Here is a 21800-nt window from a genome sequence, read left to right as displayed (position 1 = left end):
GCACCGCCGGGATCGCGTAGGCAAGCGCCGCCGCGATCGCGATCGCGCCGAAAACAAGCTCTATTTGCGGATAGAGCTGCGCGAGCAGTAGCGCCAGCATCGCCACGAACAACGCGCCGGAGCGCTGGATACGACCGCGCTCGCCCAGCCGCAGGCTGATCAGAAAGGCCCCGAGCGCAAAGGCCGCGCCGAGAGTCAGCAAATCGAGCAGCATGCCGCGCCTCCCCGGGTGGTCATCACGCCGACGACGACAATCCGGCCGAGCGACCGGGGCCCGCCCATTCTTCGACCGTCAAGGCGTAGCGTTCATGATCGCGCCAGTGTCCGTCGATCTTCAGATAGCGCGGCGAGAAACCTTCCAGCCGGAAACCCAGGCGCTCCACCAACGCCTTCGACGCCTGGTTGGACGGCTGCACGTTCGCTTCGACTCGATGCAGTCCGTGCCGGGTGAAGGCAAGGTCGACCACCCCGGCGAGCACCTTCGACATCAGCCCGCGACCCTGGTGGGGCTCGAAGGCGAAATAGGCGAGGTAGGCCGATTCCAGCGCGCCGTGCACGATCTCGTTGAGATGCACGCAGCCGATCAGGGAACGATCATTCGCGACCGCCACGTAGCTCGCCTGATTGACGGCCTCGTAGCGGCGCAGATGCTGACGGAAGCCGGCCACCGTGCGCGGCGGGGAGATCCAGGGACGGTGCAAGCGCGCGCTGCGCCGGGTCGCATCGAGAAACGCCGCCTCGTGTCGTGCCTGGATCGGCTCGATCGTGAACATGCCGCCCGCTTCGTCGATTCACTCCATGCCCGGTATCTTAGCGATATTGCGCGGCGTTCGTGCCAGCGATCACCCGCTCAGTGTCGATCATGGCCGGCGCGCGGCACAACCGCCTCATACGCTCGGCCGGCCGGCATTCGAAACAGTGGCTGAACGCGAAAAATTGACGCGTGCGGGGCAATCTGGAACATTCCCGCCACATCACGCACCCAATGGTTCCCGCCGTGTCCGCAACACAACAGGGCCCCCTGGCCCGGCAGCTTCTCGACGCATCCGTCTTCCCCCAGCTTCTGGAAGATAGCAAGGCGCTGGTCGCCAGCGAGGTCGAAAAAAAGAACATGGCGCTGCGCACCGGCTTCAATATGGTGCGAAAAGCCAAGCCGAACCTGATCGACAGCGCGATGCGCACTTTGCTGCCGGAATTCGTCGAGGCCTTGGAACCGTTCTATGCCGACGCCCAGGCTGATACCGGGCCCGATCCGGAGACGCGCTTCCGCGATCACCTGATGGCGCATCAGACCGAGGTCGCCGACGCCCTGCTCGCGGTCAGCGACCGGCGGGTGGCGGATGTCGACAACCGCGTGGTCAAGTCCGGCTATCAGCGCCTGCGCGGGCGGGCCCAGCGCGAGGTCGTCACGGCCATGCCGGGCATCGCCGGCGTCATGTCGAAATATGCGGATTGACTGATTCTTCGGGCCGACCGCAGATACGCGTCCCGCGCAGCCCCGCTTCGTCGTGGTCAGCTCTCGATCGGCCGTCCGAACCAACTGGCGGCCGGCTCGCGGAACACCAGGTATAGTCCGACGACTTCCGCCAACCCCTGGACGCACGTCAAAGTCGCGGCCAGCGGAATCGCCGTGAAATAAGCGAATACCAGCGGCAACGCCGGTAAAATCCCGACGATGAACAGAATGAGCATCACGCCGCGTGCCCAGGACGCGCCCATGGCGAGATAGATCGTCACCAGCGCCATGAGCGAGTAGATCGCCACGAAGGTGAACACCGTGAAGGAATGCCCGGCCGGCCCGGCGGGCATCGCAAACGTGTGCCCGAGCTTGATCAGCCCGAGCACGATGGTGAGCCAGAACAGCATGAGCGCCCAGAACACCGGCGCCGGTCGACTCGACTTGTCTTGGGACATGCGCGATCCGCCTTTCGAATCGTGGAACAACCCGGCCGCTTACTGCTTGACGCCGCCCTGGGTGAGCTCGGCCGGGTCGAGCAGACGATCGAGCTCGGCTTCGGACAGATCGGTCTGTTCCATGGCCAGTTCCTTGACCGGGCGGCCTTCCTTGTACGCCTGCTTGGCGATCGCCGCGCCCTTGTCGTAGCCGATCACGGAGTTGAGCGCGGTGACCAGGATCGGGTTCTTCGACAGCGCATTTTCGAGGTTGTCGCGGTTGACCGTAAAGCCGGCGATCGCCTTGTCGGCGAGCACGCGCGCGGTGTGGGTCAACAGCTCGATCGACTGCAGCAGGTTATAGGCCACCACCGGCATCATCACATTGAGCTGAAAGTTGCCGGCCTGGCCCGACACGGTGATGGTCGTATGGTTGCCCATGACTTGGGCGGCGACCATGGTGGCGGCCTCGGGAATCACCGGATTCACCTTGCCCGGCATGATCGACGAACCCGGCTGGAGCGCCGGCAGCTGGATCTCGCCAAGGCCGGCCAGCGGGCCGGAATTCATCCAGCGCAGGTCGTTGGCGATCTTCATGATCGACACGGCGATGGTGTTGAGCTGGCCCGACAGCTCGACCGCGCTGTCCTGCGACGACAGGCACTCGAAGTAGTTCTCGCTGGTCGAGAACCGACAACGCGCGGCTTCGCCGATCGCCTTGGCAATGCGCTCGCCGAATTCCGGATGCGCGTTGATCCCGGTGCCGACGGCCGTGCCGCCCTGAGCCAGACGCCGCATACGCACCAGCGCGGATTCCACGCGGGCGATGTTGGAATCGATTTGGCCCGCCCAGCCGCCGAGCTCCTGGTCGAAGCGCACCGGCATGGCATCCATCAGATGCGTACGCCCGGTCTTGACCACGTCGGACAACTCCTCGCCCTTGTTATGCAGCGTATCGCGCAGATGGCGCAGCGCCGGCAGCAGACGCTGCTCGCACTCGACCACCGAAGCGACCTGGATCGAGGTCGGAATCGTGTCGTTGGACGACTGGCCCATATTGACGTGATCGTTCGGATGCACGGTCTGTCCGGCTGTTTCGGTGGCGACGTGGGCGATCACCTCGTTGGCGTTCATGTTGGTCGATGTGCCCGAGCCGGTCTGGAAGATATCGACCGGGAAGTGGTCGTCGTAATCGCCGGCGGCGACTTTCTTGCCCGCGTCAATGATCGCTTCGGCGATATCGCCGTCGAGCAGGTCGAGGTCGCGGTTGACCTGCGCGGCGCTGGCCTTGATCAGACCGAGCGCGTTGATCATCGCTCGCGGCGCGCGCAGGTTCGAGATCGGGAAATTCTCGATCGCGCGCTGGGACTGGGCGCCCCACAGCGCGTCCTTGGGTACGCGCAGTTCGCCCATGCTGTCTTTTTCGATGCGGTAGTTTTCATCGGCCATCACGGCCTCCTTGTAAAGATCAAGCGCCGGCGCATAGCCGGCCGGGAACAGCGATCGCGCACCACGGCAACGCCGATCCCCGGGATTCTGTAGAATTCGCGAGTCTATCACCGCCTTCGTTCAGGGATGCCCCTTATATGGCCATGCGATTGACCGCACTGACCGCGATTTCGCCGATCGACGGGCGCTACGGCGCCAAGACCGCGGACCTGCGCGCCCTGTGCAGCGAATACGGCCTGATCCGGTATCGGCTGATCGTGGAAATCCGCTGGTTTCAGGCACTGGCCGCCGAAGACGCGATCCCCGAGATCGGCGCCATGTCGAGTGCGGCCAACGACTATCTCGAATCGCTGATCGAGGATTTCGACGAAGGCGAGGCCGAGGCGGTCAAAACCATCGAGCGCACCACCAATCACGACGTCAAGGCGGTTGAGTACTACCTGCGCGACAAGATCGAGCACTTCGACGAGATCGCCCACGTCAATCAATTCATCCACTTCGCCTGCACGTCCGAGGACATCAACAATCTGGCCTATGCCCAGATGCTGCTGGAAGCGCGTAGCCAAGCCCTGTTGCCGCGCCTGGATCAGGTGATCGAGGCGATCGCCACCATGGCCGATGTCTACGCCGACTTCGCGATGCTCTCGCGCACCCACGGCCAGTCGGCCTCGCCGACCACGCTGGGCAAGGAAATGGCGGTGTTCGCGACCCGCCTGCGCCGCCAGCGCATCGCACTTGCCGAGATCGAGATCCTGGGCAAGATGAACGGCGCGGTCGGCAACTACAACGCCCATCTTGCGGCCTACCCGGAGGCGGACTGGCCAGGCATCGCCGAGCGTTTCATCACCGGCATGGGGCTGGCGATCAGCCCTGCGACCACCCAGATCGAGCCGCACGACTACGTCGCCGAATTCTTCCACGCGGCCATGCGCGTCAACACCATCCTGATCGACTTCGCCCGCGATATCTGGAGCTATATCTCGCTGGGCTATTTCCGGCAGGGCACGGTGGAGGGCGAGGTCGGCTCGTCGACCATGCCGCACAAAGTCAACCCGATCGACTTCGAAAACGCCGAGGGCAATCTGGGGCTCGCCAACGCGGTCATGGACCACCTCGCGTCCAAGCTGCCGATCTCGCGCTGGCAGCGCGATCTGACCGACTCCACGGTGCTGCGGAATCTGGGCGTCGGCCTGGCGCATTCGACGCTGTCGTACGACGCCCTGCTGCGGGGCTTAAGCAAGCTCGAGGCCGACGCCGGCCGCCTGGATGCCGATCTGGAAGACAACTGGATCGTGCTCGGCGAAGCGGTGCAGACCGTCATGCGCGCCCGCGGCATCAGCGGCGCCTACGAAAAGCTCAAGGAACTGACCCGCGGCAAGAAGATCGATGCCGAGGCGATGCATGTCTTCATCGACAGCCTAGCCATCACCGCTGACGACAAGAACCGGCTCAAGGCCATGCGGCCGCAGGATTATATCGGCAACGCTGTGCACCAGGCGCAGCGCGCTGCAAATCCCGGCCCGAACTGACATGCAGAACTGACATGGAAGTATTCGAAGCGATTCGAACGCGCCGTTCGGTGCGCAAGTTCGATCCCTCGCATCGCATGAGCGCGACCGAGATCGACCAGCTTATGGCGCACGTGATTTTGTCGCCCACCGCCTTCAATATCCAGAACTGGCGGTTCATCGCGGTGGCCGACGCCGAGCTGCGCGCGGAGATCCGCAAGGCGGCGTGGGACCAGGCCCAGGTGGCCGACGCCTCGCTGCTGCTGGTTCTGTGCATGGATCTCAAGAGCTGGGACAAGACGCCCGAGCGTTACTATGCGAACGCCCCGGCGCACGTTTGTGACGCGATGGTGCGGGAGATCCGGCATTTCTATGGCGACGACGAACAGCTGCAGCGCGACGAAGGCATGCGTTCCTGTGGCATGGCCGCCCAGAGCGCCATGCTCGCGGCCAAGGCCATGGGCTACGAGTCCTGTCCGATGAGCGGCTTCGATTTCAAACGGGTCGGCCATTTGATCAACCTGCCGCCGGATCACCGCATCGGCATGATGGTTTGCATCGGCAAGCCGGTGGCCGCCGCCTATCCACGCGCCGGCCAGCTGGCGCTGGACGACGTGTTCATGCGGGACGGCTTTCCCGATCGCGGCGACTGATTAGGGCCTATTGCCGCCCGAGGCATCATTCCTCGGGCGCGATATGCTCCAGCCGCCGGATCTGCTCGCGGACCGTCTCCGGGATACGCATGCTGGTCTGCGCGCCGTAGTCGAACCACACGATCACGTTGGTATAGACCGCGATCGACTCATCGGACCCGACCGCGAACAGGCATTGCTCCAGTTCCAGGCTCGACCGGCCGAGCCGGCGCACCCGCGTGCCGATCTCGACGTCGGCGGGAAAGCGCAACTGGCGCCGAAAGCTGCACTGCAGATCGGCCAGGATCGGCCCGTCGCTGGTCTGGGTGTCGCCACCCTCGGTGATGCCATGAATATAGTCGATGCGCCCGTCCTCGGAATAACGAAAAAACACCGTGTTATTCACGTGGCCGAGGCTATCCATCTCTCCCCATTTCACCTTGATGGGGGTGATGTGAGCGTAGTCTGAACGGTTCGGTTCGCGCATGGCCTCCCTCGCACTGCATCGTTTATCCATACGCCGCCGTATTGACAGAACACGACGACTGCGCAAGATTATACGGAAGTCTTAACGATGCGAACCCCGAATGCCGAAGAGCCAGAAAAATGCGTTGTCCGCACAGGACTGGGCCGAAGCCGCCCTCGACGCCATCGGACGCCGTGGTGTGGAAGGGGTCGCGGTCGAGCCGCTGGCCCGCGAGCTGGGTGTGACCAAAGGTAGCTTTTATTGGCACTTCACAAATCGCGACGCCCTGCTCACGGCGGCGCTGGCGCGCTGGGAAGCCCGCGAAACCGATGAGGTGCTGGCCCGCGTGCAGCAAGAGACCGACCCGCGCGCGCGAATCCAACGACTGGTGACGGAAGTGAACACGTCGCGGCGCGCCAGCCGTATTTACACCGCGCTTTCCAGCGCCGGCAAACCGTCGTTCGTACGCGAATACGTCGCGCGCGTCTCGCGTCGGCGCCTGCAGTTTCTCATCGACTGCTACGCCGCACTCGGGCTCGCGCCCGAACGGGCCCGGCAATGGGCGCTGCAAACTTATTCAGTATTCCTCGGTTCGCTGCAGATCCGGCGCGATCTGCCCGACGAGTGGCCGGCCGCCGAAGACCCGGCGTTCGCCGACTACGTCCGCTTCCTGATGGTCAGTCTGCTACCCCCGGAAGCCGGAGCCGACGACCACGATAGCGGCGACACCGTCGACACACCCGCGGATACCGCGCGGATTGTGGCCCAGTCACGTCATTAAAGTGCTGTTACGGAGGGTTGGATCATGAGTGTCTTCATTGCCGTCATCGTCGCCATCGCGGCGATTTGGGTACTGGCCTACGTTGGGGCGCCGCTTGCGTTATGGAGCGCGGCGATCGTGGTTTATTTCGTCGGGCTGGCCGCCACCGGCGTGATCGGTTGGCTGGGTTTGCTGATCGCGGCGATCGTGCTCGTGCCGCCGCTGGTGCTGTTCAACAGCCCCAATCTGCGCAAGCGCTACGCCACCAAGCCGATTTTCGCCAAGTTCAAGTCGGTGCTGCCGCCGATGTCGGACACCGAACGCGAAGCGCTGGAAGCCGGCAGCACGTGGTGGGAAACGGAAATGTTCCGCGGCAAGCCGGATTGGCAGTACTTGCTGGATTTCCGCCGCACCCGGCTCACCGACGAGGAACGCGCGTTTCTCGACAACGAGACCGAAACGTTGTGCGCGATGCTCGACGAATGGGAAATCCTCAACGAGCGCCACGATATCCCGCCGGACGGCTGGGACTACATCCGCAAGCATAAATTCTTCGCCATGCTCATCCCTAAAGAGCACGGCGGCCTCGGCTTCTCGGCCCTGGCGCAATCGACGGTCGTGGCCAAGATCGCCTCCCGGTCGCTGACCACGGCGGTGACCGTGATGGTGCCGAACTCGCTCGGCCCGGGCGAGCTGTTGGTGCACTACGGCACCGCCGAACAGCAGGCGAAATGGCTGCCCGGGCTGGCCGACGGCAGCGAAATCCCCTGCTTCGGTCTGACCGGCCCGGAAGTCGGCTCCGATGCCGGCGCCCTGCCCGACTACGGCATCGTCTGCAAGGGCGAATACGAAGGCCGTGAAGTGCTCGGCATGAAGCTGACCTTCTCCAAGCGCTGGATCACGCTCGCCCCGGTCGCCACAGTGATCGGGCTCGCCTTCAAGCTCTACGATCCCGACGGTCTGCTGGGCGATTCCGACAAAACCGACTACGGCATCACCTGCGCTCTGATCTCGGCCGACGAAGCCGGCGTGGAGATCGGCAAGCGCCATTATCCGGGCGCGTTCATGAACGGCCCGATCTACGGCCGCGACGTGTTCGTGCCGCTGGACGCCATCATCGGCGGCCGGGAGAAGGCCGGCGGCGGCTGGCGCATGTTGGTCGAGTGTCTGTCGGCGGGCCGCGGCATCTCGCTCCCGGCGCTGTCCTCGGCGGCCGCCAAAACCTCTTACCGTATGACCGGCGCTTGGACGCGCATCCGTCGTCAATTCAAGCTGCCGGTGGGCAAGTTCGAGGGTGTGCAGGAAGCCACCGCCCGTATTTCCGGGCTAAACTACAAAATGGAGGCGGCTCGCGTGCTTACCGCCTCCGGCGTGGACAAGTGCACGCCCTCGGTGGTCACGGCTATGGCCAAGTACCACATGACCGAATGGATGCGGGTGATCATCAACGACGCCATGGACATCCACGGCGGACGCGGCATCCAGCAGGGCCCGCGCAACTATCTCGCGAGTTCGTATCAATCCATCCCGATCGCGATCACGGTCGAGGGCGCCAACATCCTCACGCGCAGCCTGATGATCTTCGGCCAGGGCGCGATCCGCTGCCATCCCTACGTTTTTCCGGAAATGGAAGCGGCGCGCGAGGACAACCTGGACGACTTCGACGACCTGCTCTGGTCCCATATCGGTTATTCGGTCAACCGCGCCGCGCGCGCCTTCACCTTCGGCCTGTCCGGCGCCATCACGGCGAAAGCGCCCGTGGCCGGCGTGGCCGCGCCCTATTATCGACAGCTCGAGCGGTTCTCCTCCGCCCTGGCCATCAGTTCGGACATCACGATGGGCCTGCTCGGCGGCGAATTAAAGCGCAAGGAACTGCTTTCGGCGCGTCTCGGGGACGTGTTGTCCGAGCTGTACTTCGCCTCCGCGACGCTGAAGTATTTCTACGACGAAGGCGAAAAAGAAGAAGACGTCGCGCACCTGCATTACGTGCTGGCCGACGCCCTGGCCCGCATCGAAAAAGCCTTCGACGGCTTCTTCCGCAACTTCCCGAATGCCCTCGTCGGCGGCGCCATGCGTTTCCTGGTATTTCCGACCGGCATGGCGCACAAGGGCCCGAGCGATCGCCTGATCAACAAGCTCGGCGACGCCATCATGGAACCGTCGGCTTTCCGCGACCGGCTCTCGACGGATATCTACATCGGCCGCGATCCCAAATCGGCCACCGGCCGTATCGAAGCCACCTTCAACAAGCTGGTCGAGGTCGAGCCGGTCTATGAGAAGTTTTTCAAGGCGGTCGGCAGGAACGAGGTCGAGGGCCTGAGCACCGAGGAACGCCTGCGTTCGGCGGTCGACAAAGAGATTCTCACCCAGGAAGAAGCGGACAAGATCGCCGAGTACGACAAGATGCGTTTTGACGCGATCCTCACCGATGCCTTCACCCAGGAATATCTCGCCGACATGGCGCACCGGCGCCACACGGATCATCGCAACGAATCCCGGGTAGCCTGACGCCCGCGTTTTGCTTCACCATGGCCCGGGACCGCCCCGGGCCTTTTTTGTCATGCGCGAGCCAACCGAACTCACCCCAGCTTTCGAATCCACGGATTATTGCGTCGAGCACCGCGACGAAACCATCACGCTCAAGCTCTATCAGCGGACGCCGCAGCCGCTGGCCGACTGGATAGCGCATTACAACGGCGACACACCGGCCTGGCTGATTACCGCCTACAACCCGGGCGGCGAGGCCGTCGACGCCGCCGACAACCGAGCGCGCCAGTACCTGCTCGATGCCCTGCTCGACCGGCATGGTCTGCATTGCCTGCCCGCCGTCAATCGGGATACCGGCGGCCAGTGGCCGAACGAGCCGGGCTGGCTTGTCGCCGGGCTCGAAGAAGGCATGGCTCGAAACCTGGCCCGCCGCTTCGGCCAAGCCGCGGTGGTTTCGGTTAGCCGTGAAACCAGCAGCCTAATTTGGACCGGCTAACGCCCACAACTGAAGCAAAGACCCCTCGCTTCTCTTCTCAAAATCCCCCCAGCCTGCTATAGAGCCGTATTGAAGCGAAGCGTGCCCGCGTGTTCACTCGGGTTGGGGGGAAAGCCATGTCGTTTGGGGAGACTTCTGCCAAGGATCGCCGTTGGGCCGAGGGCGGCCAGTCGCCGCGTAACCCCCGCGTTCCGGCGTAGCTGCCATGCGCCGACCCCGGCCGCGCACACTGCCGAGCCGCCAGCGCGGCGTCGGCGCGGTCGAATACATCCTCGGCACCGGCGTGTTGCTGGTCCTACTGCTGGCGCCGTTTCCGTTTCACGGCACCACACTGAATGTGGTGCAACGCGTGATTCTCGCCATTCAGCGCCAACACGCCGCTTATTTATATTTGGCCGGCATGCCGTCGCTGCCGCGCGGGCCGGGCGGGTTGAGCCGATTGCCGAGCAGCCCGGTGGGCGAGGGTAGCGCTGGCGGGCTCGATTCGGGCGACGATCTCCCGCTGGGCTATTATGACCCGAACGCGAACGCCGGTGAGAGCGCGGGCGGCGGCGCCCCGGTCGGCGACGCGTCCGCCGGCGACGAGGCCGGTAACGCCGCCGACGGCCTCGACCTGTTCCAGCCCGCCCCGGACAACGGCCTGATCAACGCCCTGACCGACAGCGCGCCGCCCAACGGCGGCCCCGGCAACGGCAGTCCGGCGGTGTGCGCGATCCCAGGCGCCACTCCGATTTCCGGCCCGATCCCCGGCGCGGCGCAGCCCACCCATATCGCCGCCACCCACGTCGGCAACCCGATCAACGTCGTCACCGGCAACAAGTTCGAGCGCCAGATCGATCTCGCGGGCCTACCCGGTGCGCACGGCCTGGCGTTCGTGCGCTACTACAACAGCCGCACCGCCTACACCGGCGCGCTGGGGCATAACTGGCGCAGCAACTACAGCCTGCAACTGCAGCACACACCACATGGCATCGCGCTTTGGCAGGCCGACGGCCGGCGTATCGATTTTCATGTCGATCATCGCATCGCCGGCACCACCGCGCGCGTCTATCGCGCCGCGCAATACGGCGACGGCCGGCTAATCGTCGGCGAGCACGGCATCACCTGGGTCTGGCGCGACGGCACCACGCTGTTGCTCGATCGCCACGGCGTGCTGTTGTCCATCAGCGACCCCGCCGGCCGCCGCACGCGCATCGAACACGACCGCGCCGGCCGGGTGACCCGCGTCACCGATCCGCGCGGGCGCACGCTCAAGCTGCGCTACAACGCCCAGGGCCGGCTGGCGCGCCTGATCGATCCGGCCGGCGCGATCACCGCGTACCGCTACGACGAGCGCGGCAACCTCGTCCAAGTCATCGGCCCCGAGGGCCGCGTCCGGCGTTATCACTACGATGATCCGTATGATGCCCACAATCTCACCGGGATCAGCCGCGGGCGGATGCCGGCAGACTACGAACCGGCCCCGCTCGCGCCGCCCGAGCCGCCCGATAACCCTACGGCCTGGACCCGTACGTCGCCGATGCCGACAAGGCTGACGATACCGACAAGGCGACCGATACCGCCGCCGCGGCGAACAAGGCGGCTGAACCCACCGATCGCACCCGGACACCGGCCCTGCCCGACGGCCTGGAGCCGTACACCGCCGCCGAGGCCGTCGTCGACGCCGATGCCGACGACCCCGCCCAAGCCCACGACGCCGCGTATGAAGACGACGAGGCCGCCGATACCGACAAGGCCGCCGAGCCGCCTCAACCCATCGATCTCACCCGCATCGCCACCTGGGCCTACGACGTTCACGACCGGGCGATCCTGTCGATGCACGCGCACGGCGCCGACAAAACCACACTCGCGTTCCAGCCCCACCAAACGCTCGTCACCCGCGCCGGTGTGGGGACCAGCGTCTATCACACCGCGATCCGCCACGGCGTGCCGATCGTCACCGCCATCGACGGGGCGGGCTGTGCGAGCTGCGGCGCGGCCGATGTCCGCTATCGCTATAACGACCGCCTGGAGCTGACCGCCAAGATCCGGGCCTCCGGCGTGGCCATGCGCTATACCTACGACGGGCAAGGCCGACTGGCCGCGATCCATCGCACCGCGCCGGGCGCGAAACCACGGCTGGTGGCCCGGTATCACTACGCGGACGACACGAACCGCCCCAGTGCCATCGACCGGCCCAGCGTCAATCCAAACGGCGTGCATCGCCTGAGCGTCGCCTACACCGATCTCGGCCACGTCCGACGCGTGACCGAATCCGGCTATGCGCCGCAGCCGGACGGCGGCTATCGGCCGATCGCGCGTACCACGCGGCTCACCTGGCAGCGCAACGAACTGACCGCCATCGACGGCCCGCGCACCGAAGTTGCCGACATCGTGCATCTGGCCTACGACCGCGATCATCGCTTGCAACAGATCACCGGGCCGACCGGTTTGACCTGGCGCGTCACCGGGCATGACGCCTACGGCCGGCCGACCGTCTTCCAGACCGACGATCAAGCGCCGATTCATCTGCGCTATAACCGCGCCGGCCAGCCCACGCGGGTGCAGCGCGGCGGCCAGGTCATCACTTATCGCTATACCGCCGCCGGCCGGATCCGCGCGATCACCGACCCGGCCGGCCAGACGCGCACGCTGGACTACGACGACGCCGGGCGCCTGACCGCGGTGGGCGATGCCCGCGGTAATCGCCTGACCGCCCGTCGCAACGCGGCTGGGCAACTGCGCGGCGCGACGCTGACCGACGCCGGCGGCGCGGTGCTGCGCACGATCGCCTTCGTCCAGGACGCCGACCGGCGTTTCAACGCCCGACCGGAGCGCGGCCCCGACCACGGCGCCCGGGCGCCGCCGGCCACCCGCACCAACGCCTTCGGGCAACTCTTGCGCATAACCGCGCCCGGTCAGCTTCCGACTCAGTTCCACTACGACGCCCGCCATCGCCTGACCGGGATTATCGATGCCCGCGGCGGCGCCACTACGGATCACATCGACGACTTCGGCCGCACGATCTGGCGCGACAGCGCCGACACCGGGCGCACCCAATACCGCTACGACGCCGCCGATCACAAGACCTGGCAACGCGACGCCAACGGCGCGGTCATCACCCGGGCGTTCAACGCCGCCGGCCAACTGATTGAAAAGACCACGCCGGCCGGCGTTACCCGGTTCACTTATGCCCACGGCCGGCTGATCGAAGCGGCCACGCCCGCCACCACCGAGCAGTTCAACTACGACAATCAGGGCCGGCTGACCGCCCAGACCCGGATCATCGACGATCATACCTGGACCACGCGTTATCGCTACGATCCCCAAACCGGCCAAGTCGCGGCCAAGACCCTGCCGGACGGGCAAACGCTGCGTTACCACTACGACAAGCACACCGGCCATCTACGCGCGATCACCCGCGCCGACTGGTGGGGTCTGGCCCAGACCACGATTGTCGGCGAGCTGACGTATCGACCGTTCGGCGGCCTGACCCACTGGACCCACGGCAACGGCGAGACCACTACGCTGCAACGCAATGCCGCCGGCCAGATCACCGCCATCAGCCACGGCCACGGGCCGAAGCTCGTCTATCGCTATAACGCCCAAGGCCGGATCACCGGCGTCAAAACCGACACCGCCGCCTGGCGCTACGGCTACGACGCACAAGGCCGGCTGACCGCGGCGGCGACGCAAAAGACGACTTACCGTTATCGCTACGACGCGCTGGGCAATCGGACCGGTCGAAGCGTCGAAGGCCACGATGCGGTCTATCGTTACGCTCAAGACAGCAACCGGCTGCAAGCCGTGCAGCACGGCGATCAGTCCCAATCCACCGATTATCACTACGACGCCGCCGGCAACCCGATTGCCATCGGCAACCGGCATTTCACCTACAACACCGAACATCGCCCGGTCACGCTGACGATCAACGGCCAACTCAAGGCCCGCTGGACCTATAACGCCTTCGGCGAACGGGTCAAACAGACGCGGTATCACGACGGCCATAAGCAAGTCCGCTATTATCTCTACGACGGCCACCACCGCACGGCCACCGCCAACGCGGCCGGCGAGATCACCACCCAGACCGTCTACGTCGGCAACCGGCCGATGGCGCAGCTGAACGGCCGCACCATCTACGCGCTGCACACCGACGCCCTGAACGCGCCGGTCGCGGCCACCGACGCGCAAGGCCGCACTGTCTGGGCGGCCAGCTACGCGCCGTTCGGCCGGGCCCGCGTCACCGTTCAAAAAATCCACGTCCACCTGCGCCGGCCCGGCCAGTACGCCGATGGCATCCCGGGGCTGTATTACAACTACTACTGCGACTACAACACTCGGACCGGGCGCTATCTGACCCCGAGTTCCGGAGTTCCGGGGACAGTATACTTATCTTTCATTCTAATCGATGATTCAACTTGCAAGTGCAAGACGACGATTGAACCGTAGAACCTCACTGGGTGTTCGATAACCTAAGCGTTTTCTCGGGCGATTGTTGAGGGCTTGGACGGCGGCGTCGACTTGAGACTGATTGACGTGCCGCAGATCGCAGCCCTTGGGAAAGAACTGTCGAAGCAGGCCGTTGACGTTTTCGTTGCAGCCGCGTTGCCACGGTGCATACGGATGGGCGAAGTAGACGGCAAAGCCAGTGGCTTTTTCAATTGTTTTGAACTGTGCAAACTCGCGGCCGTTGTCGTAGGTCATCGTCTTGCGTAGGCGCGGGGGTAAGATCCGAAACGCCGCGATCGTCGCCTCGGCCAGCGTGTCGGATTGTTTTCGATCAATCTTGATGGCGATGAGATAATAGCCGCTCTTGCGCTCGATGTGGGTGGCGATCAATCCGGTGGATTGCCGTCCGGCGATGGTATCGCCTTCCCAATCGCCGAATCGGCTACGAGCGTCGACATGCGTCGGCCGTCGGTCAATACTGACCGCGTCGATAAGGCCACGCTTGGCTCGCGCGAGTCGCCCCTGGCGACGGCGTCGTTTATGACCGCGTCGAAGTGCGGTATATCAATCACCGCCGCCTCGCGCGTCGGTGAATAGCCATTGATAAATTGGCTCGGCGCTGATCCGCATCGCCGATGAGTCGGGATAGTTAAGCTGCACTCGAGCGGCGATGGTCTGTGGCGGCCAATACGCCCGTAGCTTGGCCTGGACATAGGCTACAAGCCGAGGCCGATCCGCACGCCGCCGATGCCGAGCGCGATGGCGATGCGTTTGGGCCCGGTGTTCGGCTGCCCTATCGTTGTAGCCAAACAGAACGTCTTGCCCTCGACGCCGTTCGCGACTGATCGTGCTGGGGGAACGCCCCAGGCGACGGGCAATCTCGGCTTGGTTCAGGCCGTACTGGGTCAGTATGAAAATAACGTAACGCTCATGCGCGCTAAGATGCTGATAGGACATCGCAGGGACTCCGGCATTTGAGTTGGTGTGGTAACCCTCAAGTTATCGGCTTTCCCTGCGGTGTCCTACCTTGAACCGCTTCGTTGCACTTTGAACTGAAATCCACCTCCTTTTCATTGACGATAGCTTCATCGACGATAGCGGCGAACTGGCCACATCAGGAATACCGCGTTAACGATGACCAACCGGGGCGTAGGCTTCGACGAACGGCGCCGGCATGCGTCGGGGCCGGCCGTTGGACAAACCGACCGTCACATACTGGGTGCGCGCGCGAAAGATCGTGCGACCATCGGCCGCACGGCGGATCTGGAAGCATCGCCACATCGACACGCGGCCGTCGTTCTCGCCGATCCAGGTCGCGACTTGCAATCGGTCACCGAGCCTGGCGGCTATCAGATAATCGAGTTCGTGCCGACGCACGACGCAGGCGGCATCCAGCGCGATATAGGCGTCCCAGTCCAGGCCGAGCGCCAGCGTGTGCGCCCACGCAGCGCGTTCCATATATGTCACGTATACCGAGTTGTTGACGTGATCAAGTCGGTCGATATCGTCCGCGGCCACATCGATCTCGATATAGAACGGGACATCGATATCCCACCGGCTGTTACGAGCCATGTCTGCTCCCGCAGCGATTGTTTTTCGCACCGCGACGAAAAAAGCCGGCACGCGATCACGCGCGCCGGCTTTTAGCGTCCAACGTCTTGTCGATCAGCTCGCGGCGACGCTGTCGGCACTAGCGCTAGCGGTCATGTCGGGCGGCGTACCGACCACTTGGTACAATCGCGACAGAAACGCATCGGCATTCGGCTTACCGGAAAACAGCTTGCCGTAATTGGCCTGCACCGTGGCCTCGAACGCCTGCTTGTTGGTCGCCTGCATCATGTAGGCCAGCGCATCGAGATCCTCGCCCGAGCCACGCGCCGCCTCACGCTTGAGCATGGCGTACTGCGAATGCACGAACTTCTTGCGCGCCTTGTGGGTCTGGGCGAAATTATTACGCGTTGCGTTCGTGGTGCTCTGACTGGTCGATTGGACCGCGTTGGTGGTGGCGTCGGCGATGCGCGCCGTACCGTTGACCAGCGTGTCCGAGGTCACGGTGATTTGTGAACAACCGGTTACGGCGAGACCGAGGCCGGCTATGGCGCCGAGGCATGCAGTATTACGCATCAGGTTCTCCCTGAACATATTTATTTGGTTCTTCATTAGAGCGCGTCGCGCTCGAACCATGCAAGCACTCGTTTACCAATAGCTTGAAGGAGCACCATAGACCCCCACTATTACCGATATCGACACATTGAGATATTAGCCGCGACTCTTTCGCGTTATACTTTAATTCGATAACCGATTTTCACTTAGAATTCGAGTTGCTATGGCCGCACACGAGGACGACGTAGAAGCACTTGTCGCCGAACGCGAATATAAAGCCGGGTTCGTCACCGATCTGGAAGCCGATACGGTTGCACCGGGTCTGAACGAGGATGTCATCCGGTTCATTTCCGGTAAGAAGAACGAGCCGGAATGGATGCTGGAATGGCGCCTCGAGGCTTACCGGCAATGGCAGCGGATGAAGATGCCGCGCTGGCCGCATCTGCACTATCCGCCGATCGACTTCCAGAAGATTTCCTATTATTCCGCCCCCAAGTCGGCCAAGGACAAGCCGAAAAGCCTGGACGAGGTCGACCCGAAGCTGCTCGAGACCTACGAGAAGCTCGGCATCCCGTTGCGCGAGCAAGAAATGCTGGCCGGAGTCGAAGGCGCCGAGTACCCACGCAGTAGTAACGTCGCCGTGGACGCGGTGTTCGACAGCGTATCGGTGGCCACGACGTTCAAGGAAAAGCTCAACGAAGCCGGCGTGATTTTCTGCTCGATCTCCGAGGCGATCCAGGAGTACCCGGAACTGGTCCGTAAGCATCTGGGCACGGTCGTGCCGCGCGGAGACAACTTCTTCGCCGGTCTGAACGCCGCGGTGTTCACCGACGGCTCGTTCGTCTACATCCCGAAGGGCGTCACGTGCCCGATGGAGCTGTCGACCTACTTCCGCATCAATGCGGAAAACACCGGCCAGTTCGAGCGCACGCTGATCATCGCCGAGGCGGGCAGCCACGTATCCTACCTCGAGGGTTGCACCGCGCCGCAGCGCGACGAGAACCAACTGCACGCGGCGGTGGTCGAGTTGATCGCCGAGGAAGACGCCGAGATCAAGTACTCGACCGTCCAGAACTGGTACCCGGGCGACGAGAACGGTAAAGGCGGCATCTACAACTTCGTGACCAAGCGCGGGGATTGCCGCGGCGACCGCTCCAAGATCTCCTGGACCCAGGTCGAAACCGGCTCGGCGATTACCTGGAAATATCCGAGCTGCGTCTTGAACGGCGACGATTCGGTCGGTGAGTTCTATTCGGTGGCGGTGACCCGCGGCATGCAACAGGCCGACACCGGCACCAAGATGATCCACGTCGGCAGAAACACCCGATCCACGATCATCGCCAAGGGTATTTCCGCGGCGCGCGGCGAACAGGCTTATCGCGGCTTGGTCAAGATCACGCCGAACGCAGCCAATGCACGCAATTTCACGCAGTGCGACAGCCTGCTGATCGGCGATAAGTGCGGCGCGCACACGTTCCCCTACGTCGAGTCGAAGAACAGTACGGCCAAGCTCGAGCACGAGGCCACGACCTCCAAGATCGGCGAAGACCAGATGTTCTATTGCCAGCAGCGCGGGCTGTCCGAGGAGGACGCGGTCAATCTCATCGTCAACGGCTTCTGCAAGGATGTATTCAAGGAGCTGCCGATGGAGTTCGCGGTCGAGGCCCAGAAGCTGCTCAACGTCACGCTGGAGAACGCGGTCGGCTAGCCCGACGCGAAGCGCAGCCGTATATCGGGCCCGGGCCGTTATGGTGCCGGGCCTGTCCAGTTTCCATTGTTTGAATAACGTATATGATCGCAATCAAGAACCTACATGCCGAGGTCGACGGCAAGCCCATCCTGCGCGGCATCGATCTCGAAGTTCCGGACGGCGAAGTTCATGCCATTATGGGCCCGAACGGCTCCGGCAAGTCCACCCTGGCCAGCATTCTCGCCGGGCGCGAGGAGTACGAGGTCACCCAGGGCAGCGTGATCTACAAAGGCAAAGAGTTGCTCGAACTCGACCCCGACGAGCGGGCCTGCGAAGGCGTGTTCCTCGGCTTTCAATATCCGGTCGAGATCCCGGGCGTGTCGAATCTGTATCTGCTGCGCGCGGCGCTCAACGCGCGCCGCAAGTACCGCGGCGAATCCGAGATCGACGCCGTCGAGTTCATGCAGCGGGTACAGGAAAAGATCGCCCATGTCGGCATGAGCATGGACATGGTCAAACGCGGCGTGAACGAGGATTTCTCCGGCGGCGAGAAGAAGCGCAACGAGATCTTCCAGATGCTGATCCTCGAGCCGCTGTTGGCGATACTCGACGAAACCGACTCGGGTCTGGACATCGACGCGCTGAAGGTGGTCGCCAGCGGCATCAACCGTATGCGGTCGCCCGAACGTTCGACGATTCTGGTCACCCACTACAAACGCCTGCTCGAGCATGTGGTACCCGATCGCGTGCACGTGCTCTATCAGGGCCGTATCGTGCGTTCGGGCGGGCCCGAACTGGCCGACACGCTCGAGGAAGAAGGCTACGCCAACCTGGAAACCGACGAGGCCGCTGCGACGTCATGAGCGCGACGCAACAAATCGAACCCGGCATCGACCACTATCTCGCGGAATACGCGCGCGTTGAGCGCGACCTGCCCGGCAGTGAAGACTCCAAGCGCGAGCGTTCGGCCGAACTGACCCGCTTCTCGGAGGCCGGCTTTCCGACCACGCGCGAGGAAGACTGGAAATACACCAGCCTCCAGCCGGTCGAGAAGCGCCGCTTCGAGATCAGCGACGAAGCCGAGCCGGTTTCCCTGGACGACATCCGCGCCTTCATGCCGGCCGCGCTCGAGGCGTATCGCATCGTCCTCATCGACGGGCACTTCAATCGTGCGCTGTCGGAGCTCGACGATCTGCCCCAGGGGGTGACGGTGCGCTCGTTCGCCGACTATCTCTCGGCCAACGCCGGGGCCACGGTCAAGGCACGCGAGATCGAGGAAGAGCCCGGCAGCCTCACGGCGATGAATGCCGCCTTCTTCACCGATGGCGCCTATGTGGAAACGGCCGCCGGCGCGGTGCTCGACAAGCCGCTGCACGTCATCAGCGTCTCCTCGGGCATGCGCGACGAGCGCATGACCCAGGTCCGGCACCGCTATCTTTTCGGCGAGAATAGCCAGGCCACCATCATCGAGCATTCGGTCGGCCTGGGCGGCAAGGCCTACTTCGCCAACCTGGTGACCGAAGCGGTGATGGGCCGCAACGCGCAGCTCACGCGCATCCGTATTCAGCAGGAAGCCGAGCGCGGCTACCATGTGTCGAGTTTCTTCGCCCAGCAACGCCGCGACAGCCGGGTGTTCAATCACGGCTTCGATCTCGGCGGACGCCTGGCGCGTATCGACACCAATGCGCGTCTGGTCGATCACAACGCCGAGATCCATATGTACGGCGTGTACGCGCCGATGGGGCGCCAGCACATCGACAACCATACGCGCATCGACCACGCCAGCGAGCACGGCCTATCCCGCGAGTTCTATCGCGGCGTGCTGGGCGGCCATGGTCGCGGCGTGTTCAACGGCAAGATCATCATCCATAAAGACGCCCAAAAGACCGATTCCGAGCAGGCCTGCAACGCCCTGCTGCTGTCGGACAAGGCCGAAGTGGATGCCAAGCCGGAACTCGAGATCTACGCCGACGACGTTACCGCGGCCCACGGCTCGACCGTCGGCCAAATCGATGAAGACGCGGTGTTCTATCTCAACAGCCGCGGCGTGGACGAGGAAGGCGCCCGCGCCATCCTGACCTACAGCTTTGCCAACGCACTGGTCCAGAAAGTCGGTATCGAACCGATCGAGCGTTATGTCGAGGCCGCCGTGCTCGCCAAGATGCCGGGCGGTCAGTCATACGCCGATCTGGCCTGAGTTGGCGGGAGGAGCCGCCATGTCCGAAGTCCAGCAACCGCCTGCAAATGCCGCGACCGCGTTCGACCCCGAGCGCGTGCGCGCCGATTTTCCGATCCTGCTGGAGGCGCTGCCCTCGGGCCGGCGGCTGGTGTATCTCGACAACGCCGCCACCACCCAGAAACCGCTGACGGTCATCCAGGCCAGCGACGACTACTACCGCCACGCCAACGCCAACGTGCACCGGGCGATCCACACCCTCTCGCAGCGCGCTACCCAACAGTACGAGGCCTGCCGTGACAAGCTGGCCGCGTTTCTGGGCGCGCCCTCGCGCGAAGAGATTGTCTATACCCGCGGCACCACCGACGGTATCAATCTAGTCGCGCAATGCTATGCCCGGCCGCGGCTCAAAGCCGGCGACGAAATTCTACTGACCGAATTGGAGCACCATTCCAACATCGTGCCGTGGCAGATAGTGGCCGAGGCCACCGGGGCGAAGGTGGTCGTGGTGCCGATCGGCGACGACGGCAGCGTCTCGATCGAGGACTTCAAGGCGAAGCTGTCCGCGCGCACGACGATCGCCGCGTTTGCGCATATCTCCAATTCTCTGGGCACGGTGCTGCCGGTGGCCGAGATGATCGCCGCGGCGCACGAGGCCGGCGCGGTCACCCTGATCGACGGCGCCCAGGCCGTGGCCCACCTGCCGGTCGACGTCGCCGCGCTGGACGTGGATTTCTACACCATGTCCGCGCACAAGCTGTTCGGCCCCACCGGGTTCGGCGCGCTCTACGCCAAGCGCGAACTGCTTGAGGCCATGCCGCCGTACCAGGGCGGCGGCGACATGATCGAGACGGTCTCGTTCGCCGGCACGACCTACAACGACGTGCCCTACAAGTTCGAGGCCGGCACCCCCAACATCGCCGGTGCGGCCGCGCTCGGTGCCGCCATCGACTATGTCGACAATCTCGACCTGGCCGCCGTATTCGACCATGAACACGAGCTTCTGGCCCGGGCGACGCGCGCGATGCAAGCCATCGATGGCCTGCGGATCATCGGCAACGCGCCCGGGAAAGCCGGCATCATCTCGTTCGTCATGGACGGCGTGCATGCGCACGACATCGGCACCCTGCTCGACGAATCCGGCGTGGCCATCCGTACCGGCCACCACTGCGCGATGCCGGTGATGGAACGCTTCGGCGTGCCGGCAACGGCGCGTGTATCGTTCGCGCTGTACAACACCCAAGCCGATATCGACGCGCTGATCGACGGCCTGGGCAGCATTCAACGCATTTTCGGGTAGCGAACGCGCAGCCGGCGCGCCGCTGCCCGCGCAATACAGGAACTGTCGTATGACCGACTGGGTCGATGTCTGCAAGGACGGTGAACTCGACGAAGGCCAATGCCGTATCGTCGACGTGGACGACACCATGATCGCGGTATTCCGTCACGACCGGAATTATTACGCGATCCACGACATGTGCACGCACGACGGCGGCGAACTCGCCAGCGGCGAGGTCGAGGGCTGCGAGGTGATCTGTCCGCGCCACGGCGCCCGCTTCTGTCTGAAGAACGGCAAGGCGCTGACGGCGCCGGCCTACGAAGACGTGGATACATTCCCCACCCGCGTCGAAAATGGCGTGGTGCAGGTCCGGGACGATCGCTTCGACTAGGGCCTGTTGGCATCGCAGAGCTTGACTGCAGAATGGCTGCGG

Annotated in this window: 19 protein-coding genes and 2 pseudogenes; 12 read left to right on the top strand and 9 right to left on the bottom strand. The window is 64.0% G+C overall.

All coding sequences use genetic code 11. The features are described 5' to 3' along the window. Together VFJ08_RS13415 and VFJ08_RS13410 are read right to left on the bottom strand one after the other, a co-directional pair. Positions 1 to 214: hypothetical protein (locus VFJ08_RS13415; protein ID WP_324997726.1), on the bottom strand; the 214-nt coding region annotated here is incomplete at its 3' end. Between the two features lie 22 nt (positions 215 to 236). Further along, positions 237 to 773 carry a GNAT family protein gene (locus VFJ08_RS13410; protein ID WP_324997725.1) on the bottom strand — a complete coding sequence of 179 codons (537 nt, stop codon included), beginning with the start codon at positions 771 to 773 and terminating at the stop codon, positions 237 to 239. Positions 774 to 997: 224 nt separating this feature from the next. On the opposite strand from VFJ08_RS13410, the gene VFJ08_RS13405 reads away from it, so the two are divergent. Continuing rightward, on the top strand, positions 998 to 1456 hold the full coding sequence (locus VFJ08_RS13405; RefSeq protein ID WP_324997724.1) for a DUF6918 family protein: 459 nt from the start codon (positions 998 to 1000) through the stop codon (positions 1454 to 1456). Positions 1457 to 1512: 56 nt separating this feature from the next. Here the strand turns inward: VFJ08_RS13405 and VFJ08_RS13400 are convergent, their stop codons facing one another. Together VFJ08_RS13400 and VFJ08_RS13395 are read right to left on the bottom strand one after the other, a co-directional pair. Beyond that, complete coding sequence (locus VFJ08_RS13400) at positions 1513 to 1914, bottom strand: hypothetical protein (RefSeq protein ID WP_324997723.1); 402 nt, start codon at positions 1912 to 1914, stop codon at positions 1513 to 1515. A 39-nt stretch (positions 1915 to 1953) separates the two neighbouring features. Further along, on the bottom strand, positions 1954 to 3342 hold the full coding sequence (locus tag VFJ08_RS13395; RefSeq protein ID WP_324997722.1) for a class II fumarate hydratase: 1389 nt from the start codon (positions 3340 to 3342) through the stop codon (positions 1954 to 1956). Between the two features lie 143 nt (positions 3343 to 3485). Here VFJ08_RS13395 and purB point away from each other — a divergent pair, with 143 nt between their 5' ends. Together purB and VFJ08_RS13385 are read left to right on the top strand one after the other, a co-directional pair. Continuing rightward, on the top strand, positions 3486 to 4871 hold the full coding sequence (purB, locus tag VFJ08_RS13390) for an adenylosuccinate lyase (protein WP_349257015.1): 1386 nt from the start codon (positions 3486 to 3488) through the stop codon (positions 4869 to 4871). Positions 4872 to 4885: 14 nt separating this feature from the next. Further along, complete coding sequence (locus VFJ08_RS13385) at positions 4886 to 5503, top strand: nitroreductase family protein (RefSeq protein WP_324997720.1); 618 nt, start codon at positions 4886 to 4888, stop codon at positions 5501 to 5503. Positions 5504 to 5528: 25 nt separating this feature from the next. Here the strand turns inward: VFJ08_RS13385 and VFJ08_RS13380 are convergent, their stop codons facing one another. Next, a complete protein-coding gene (locus tag VFJ08_RS13380) occupies positions 5529 to 5969 on the bottom strand; it encodes a thioesterase family protein (protein ID WP_324997719.1) in 441 nt (146 codons plus the stop codon). A 100-nt stretch (positions 5970 to 6069) separates the two neighbouring features. On the opposite strand from VFJ08_RS13380, the gene VFJ08_RS13375 reads away from it, so the two are divergent. The 4 genes from VFJ08_RS13375 to VFJ08_RS13360 all read left to right on the top strand — a co-directional run bounded on the left by VFJ08_RS13375 (position 6070) and on the right by VFJ08_RS13360 (position 11708). Continuing rightward, the gene (locus VFJ08_RS13375) at positions 6070 to 6729 is read left to right on the top strand and encodes a TetR/AcrR family transcriptional regulator (RefSeq protein ID WP_324997718.1); all 660 of its coding nucleotides are present in this window, start codon (positions 6070 to 6072) and stop codon (positions 6727 to 6729) included. A 24-nt stretch (positions 6730 to 6753) separates the two neighbouring features. Then, positions 6754 to 9216, top strand: coding sequence for an acyl-CoA dehydrogenase (locus tag VFJ08_RS13370; protein ID WP_324997717.1), 2463 nt, complete (start codon positions 6754 to 6756; stop codon positions 9214 to 9216). 52 nt (positions 9217 to 9268) lie between these two features. Continuing rightward, on the top strand, positions 9269 to 9691 hold the full coding sequence (locus VFJ08_RS13365; protein WP_324997716.1) for a DUF3293 domain-containing protein: 423 nt from the start codon (positions 9269 to 9271) through the stop codon (positions 9689 to 9691). Positions 9692 to 9896: 205 nt separating this feature from the next. Then, complete coding sequence (locus tag VFJ08_RS13360; protein ID WP_324997715.1) at positions 9897 to 11708, top strand: RHS repeat domain-containing protein; 1812 nt, start codon at positions 9897 to 9899, stop codon at positions 11706 to 11708. Between the two features lie 2375 nt (positions 11709 to 14083). Here the strand turns inward: VFJ08_RS13360 and VFJ08_RS13350 are convergent. From VFJ08_RS13350 to VFJ08_RS13340, 4 genes and pseudogenes are all read right to left on the bottom strand, one after another. Further along, positions 14084 to 14668: pseudogene (locus VFJ08_RS13350) on the bottom strand (IS30 family transposase); the annotation flags it as partial. A gap of 288 nt (positions 14669 to 14956) precedes the next feature. After that, positions 14957 to 15076, bottom strand: a pseudogene (locus VFJ08_RS15870) (helix-turn-helix domain-containing protein); the annotation flags it as partial. A gap of 171 nt (positions 15077 to 15247) precedes the next feature. Then, a complete protein-coding gene (locus tag VFJ08_RS13345) occupies positions 15248 to 15691 on the bottom strand; it encodes a thioesterase family protein (protein WP_324997714.1) in 444 nt (147 codons plus the stop codon). A gap of 93 nt (positions 15692 to 15784) precedes the next feature. After that, a complete protein-coding gene (locus VFJ08_RS13340; RefSeq protein WP_324997713.1) occupies positions 15785 to 16243 on the bottom strand; it encodes a DUF3015 family protein in 459 nt (152 codons plus the stop codon). 202 nt (positions 16244 to 16445) lie between these two features. On the opposite strand from VFJ08_RS13340, the gene sufB reads away from it, so the two are divergent. The 5 genes from sufB to VFJ08_RS13315 all read left to right on the top strand — a co-directional run bounded on the left by sufB (position 16446) and on the right by VFJ08_RS13315 (position 21758). Next, positions 16446 to 17930 (top strand): Fe-S cluster assembly protein SufB, encoded by a 1485-nt coding sequence (gene sufB, locus VFJ08_RS13335; protein ID WP_324997712.1) that lies wholly within the window; start codon positions 16446 to 16448, stop codon positions 17928 to 17930. A gap of 83 nt (positions 17931 to 18013) precedes the next feature. Further along, a complete protein-coding gene (gene sufC, locus VFJ08_RS13330; RefSeq protein WP_324997711.1) occupies positions 18014 to 18775 on the top strand; it encodes a Fe-S cluster assembly ATPase SufC in 762 nt (253 codons plus the stop codon). Then, the gene (gene sufD / locus VFJ08_RS13325; RefSeq protein ID WP_324997710.1) at positions 18772 to 20109 is read left to right on the top strand and encodes a Fe-S cluster assembly protein SufD; all 1338 of its coding nucleotides are present in this window, start codon (positions 18772 to 18774) and stop codon (positions 20107 to 20109) included. Before sufC ends, sufD begins: the two co-directional genes overlap by 4 nt. 19 nt (positions 20110 to 20128) lie before the next feature. Further along, positions 20129 to 21388: a cysteine desulfurase gene (locus VFJ08_RS13320; RefSeq protein WP_324997709.1), complete on the top strand. Its 1260-nt coding sequence runs from the start codon at positions 20129 to 20131 to the stop codon at positions 21386 to 21388. Positions 21389 to 21437: 49 nt separating this feature from the next. Beyond that, on the top strand, positions 21438 to 21758 hold the full coding sequence (locus VFJ08_RS13315; RefSeq protein ID WP_324997708.1) for a non-heme iron oxygenase ferredoxin subunit: 321 nt from the start codon (positions 21438 to 21440) through the stop codon (positions 21756 to 21758). Positions 21759 to 21800 lie beyond the last annotated feature (42 nt).

It is taken from the genome of Salinisphaera sp. (assembly GCF_035690525.1).
In the GTDB taxonomy this organism is placed as follows: domain Bacteria; phylum Pseudomonadota; class Gammaproteobacteria; order Nevskiales; family Salinisphaeraceae; genus Salinisphaera.
This window is presented reverse-complemented; position numbering and strand designations above follow the sequence as displayed.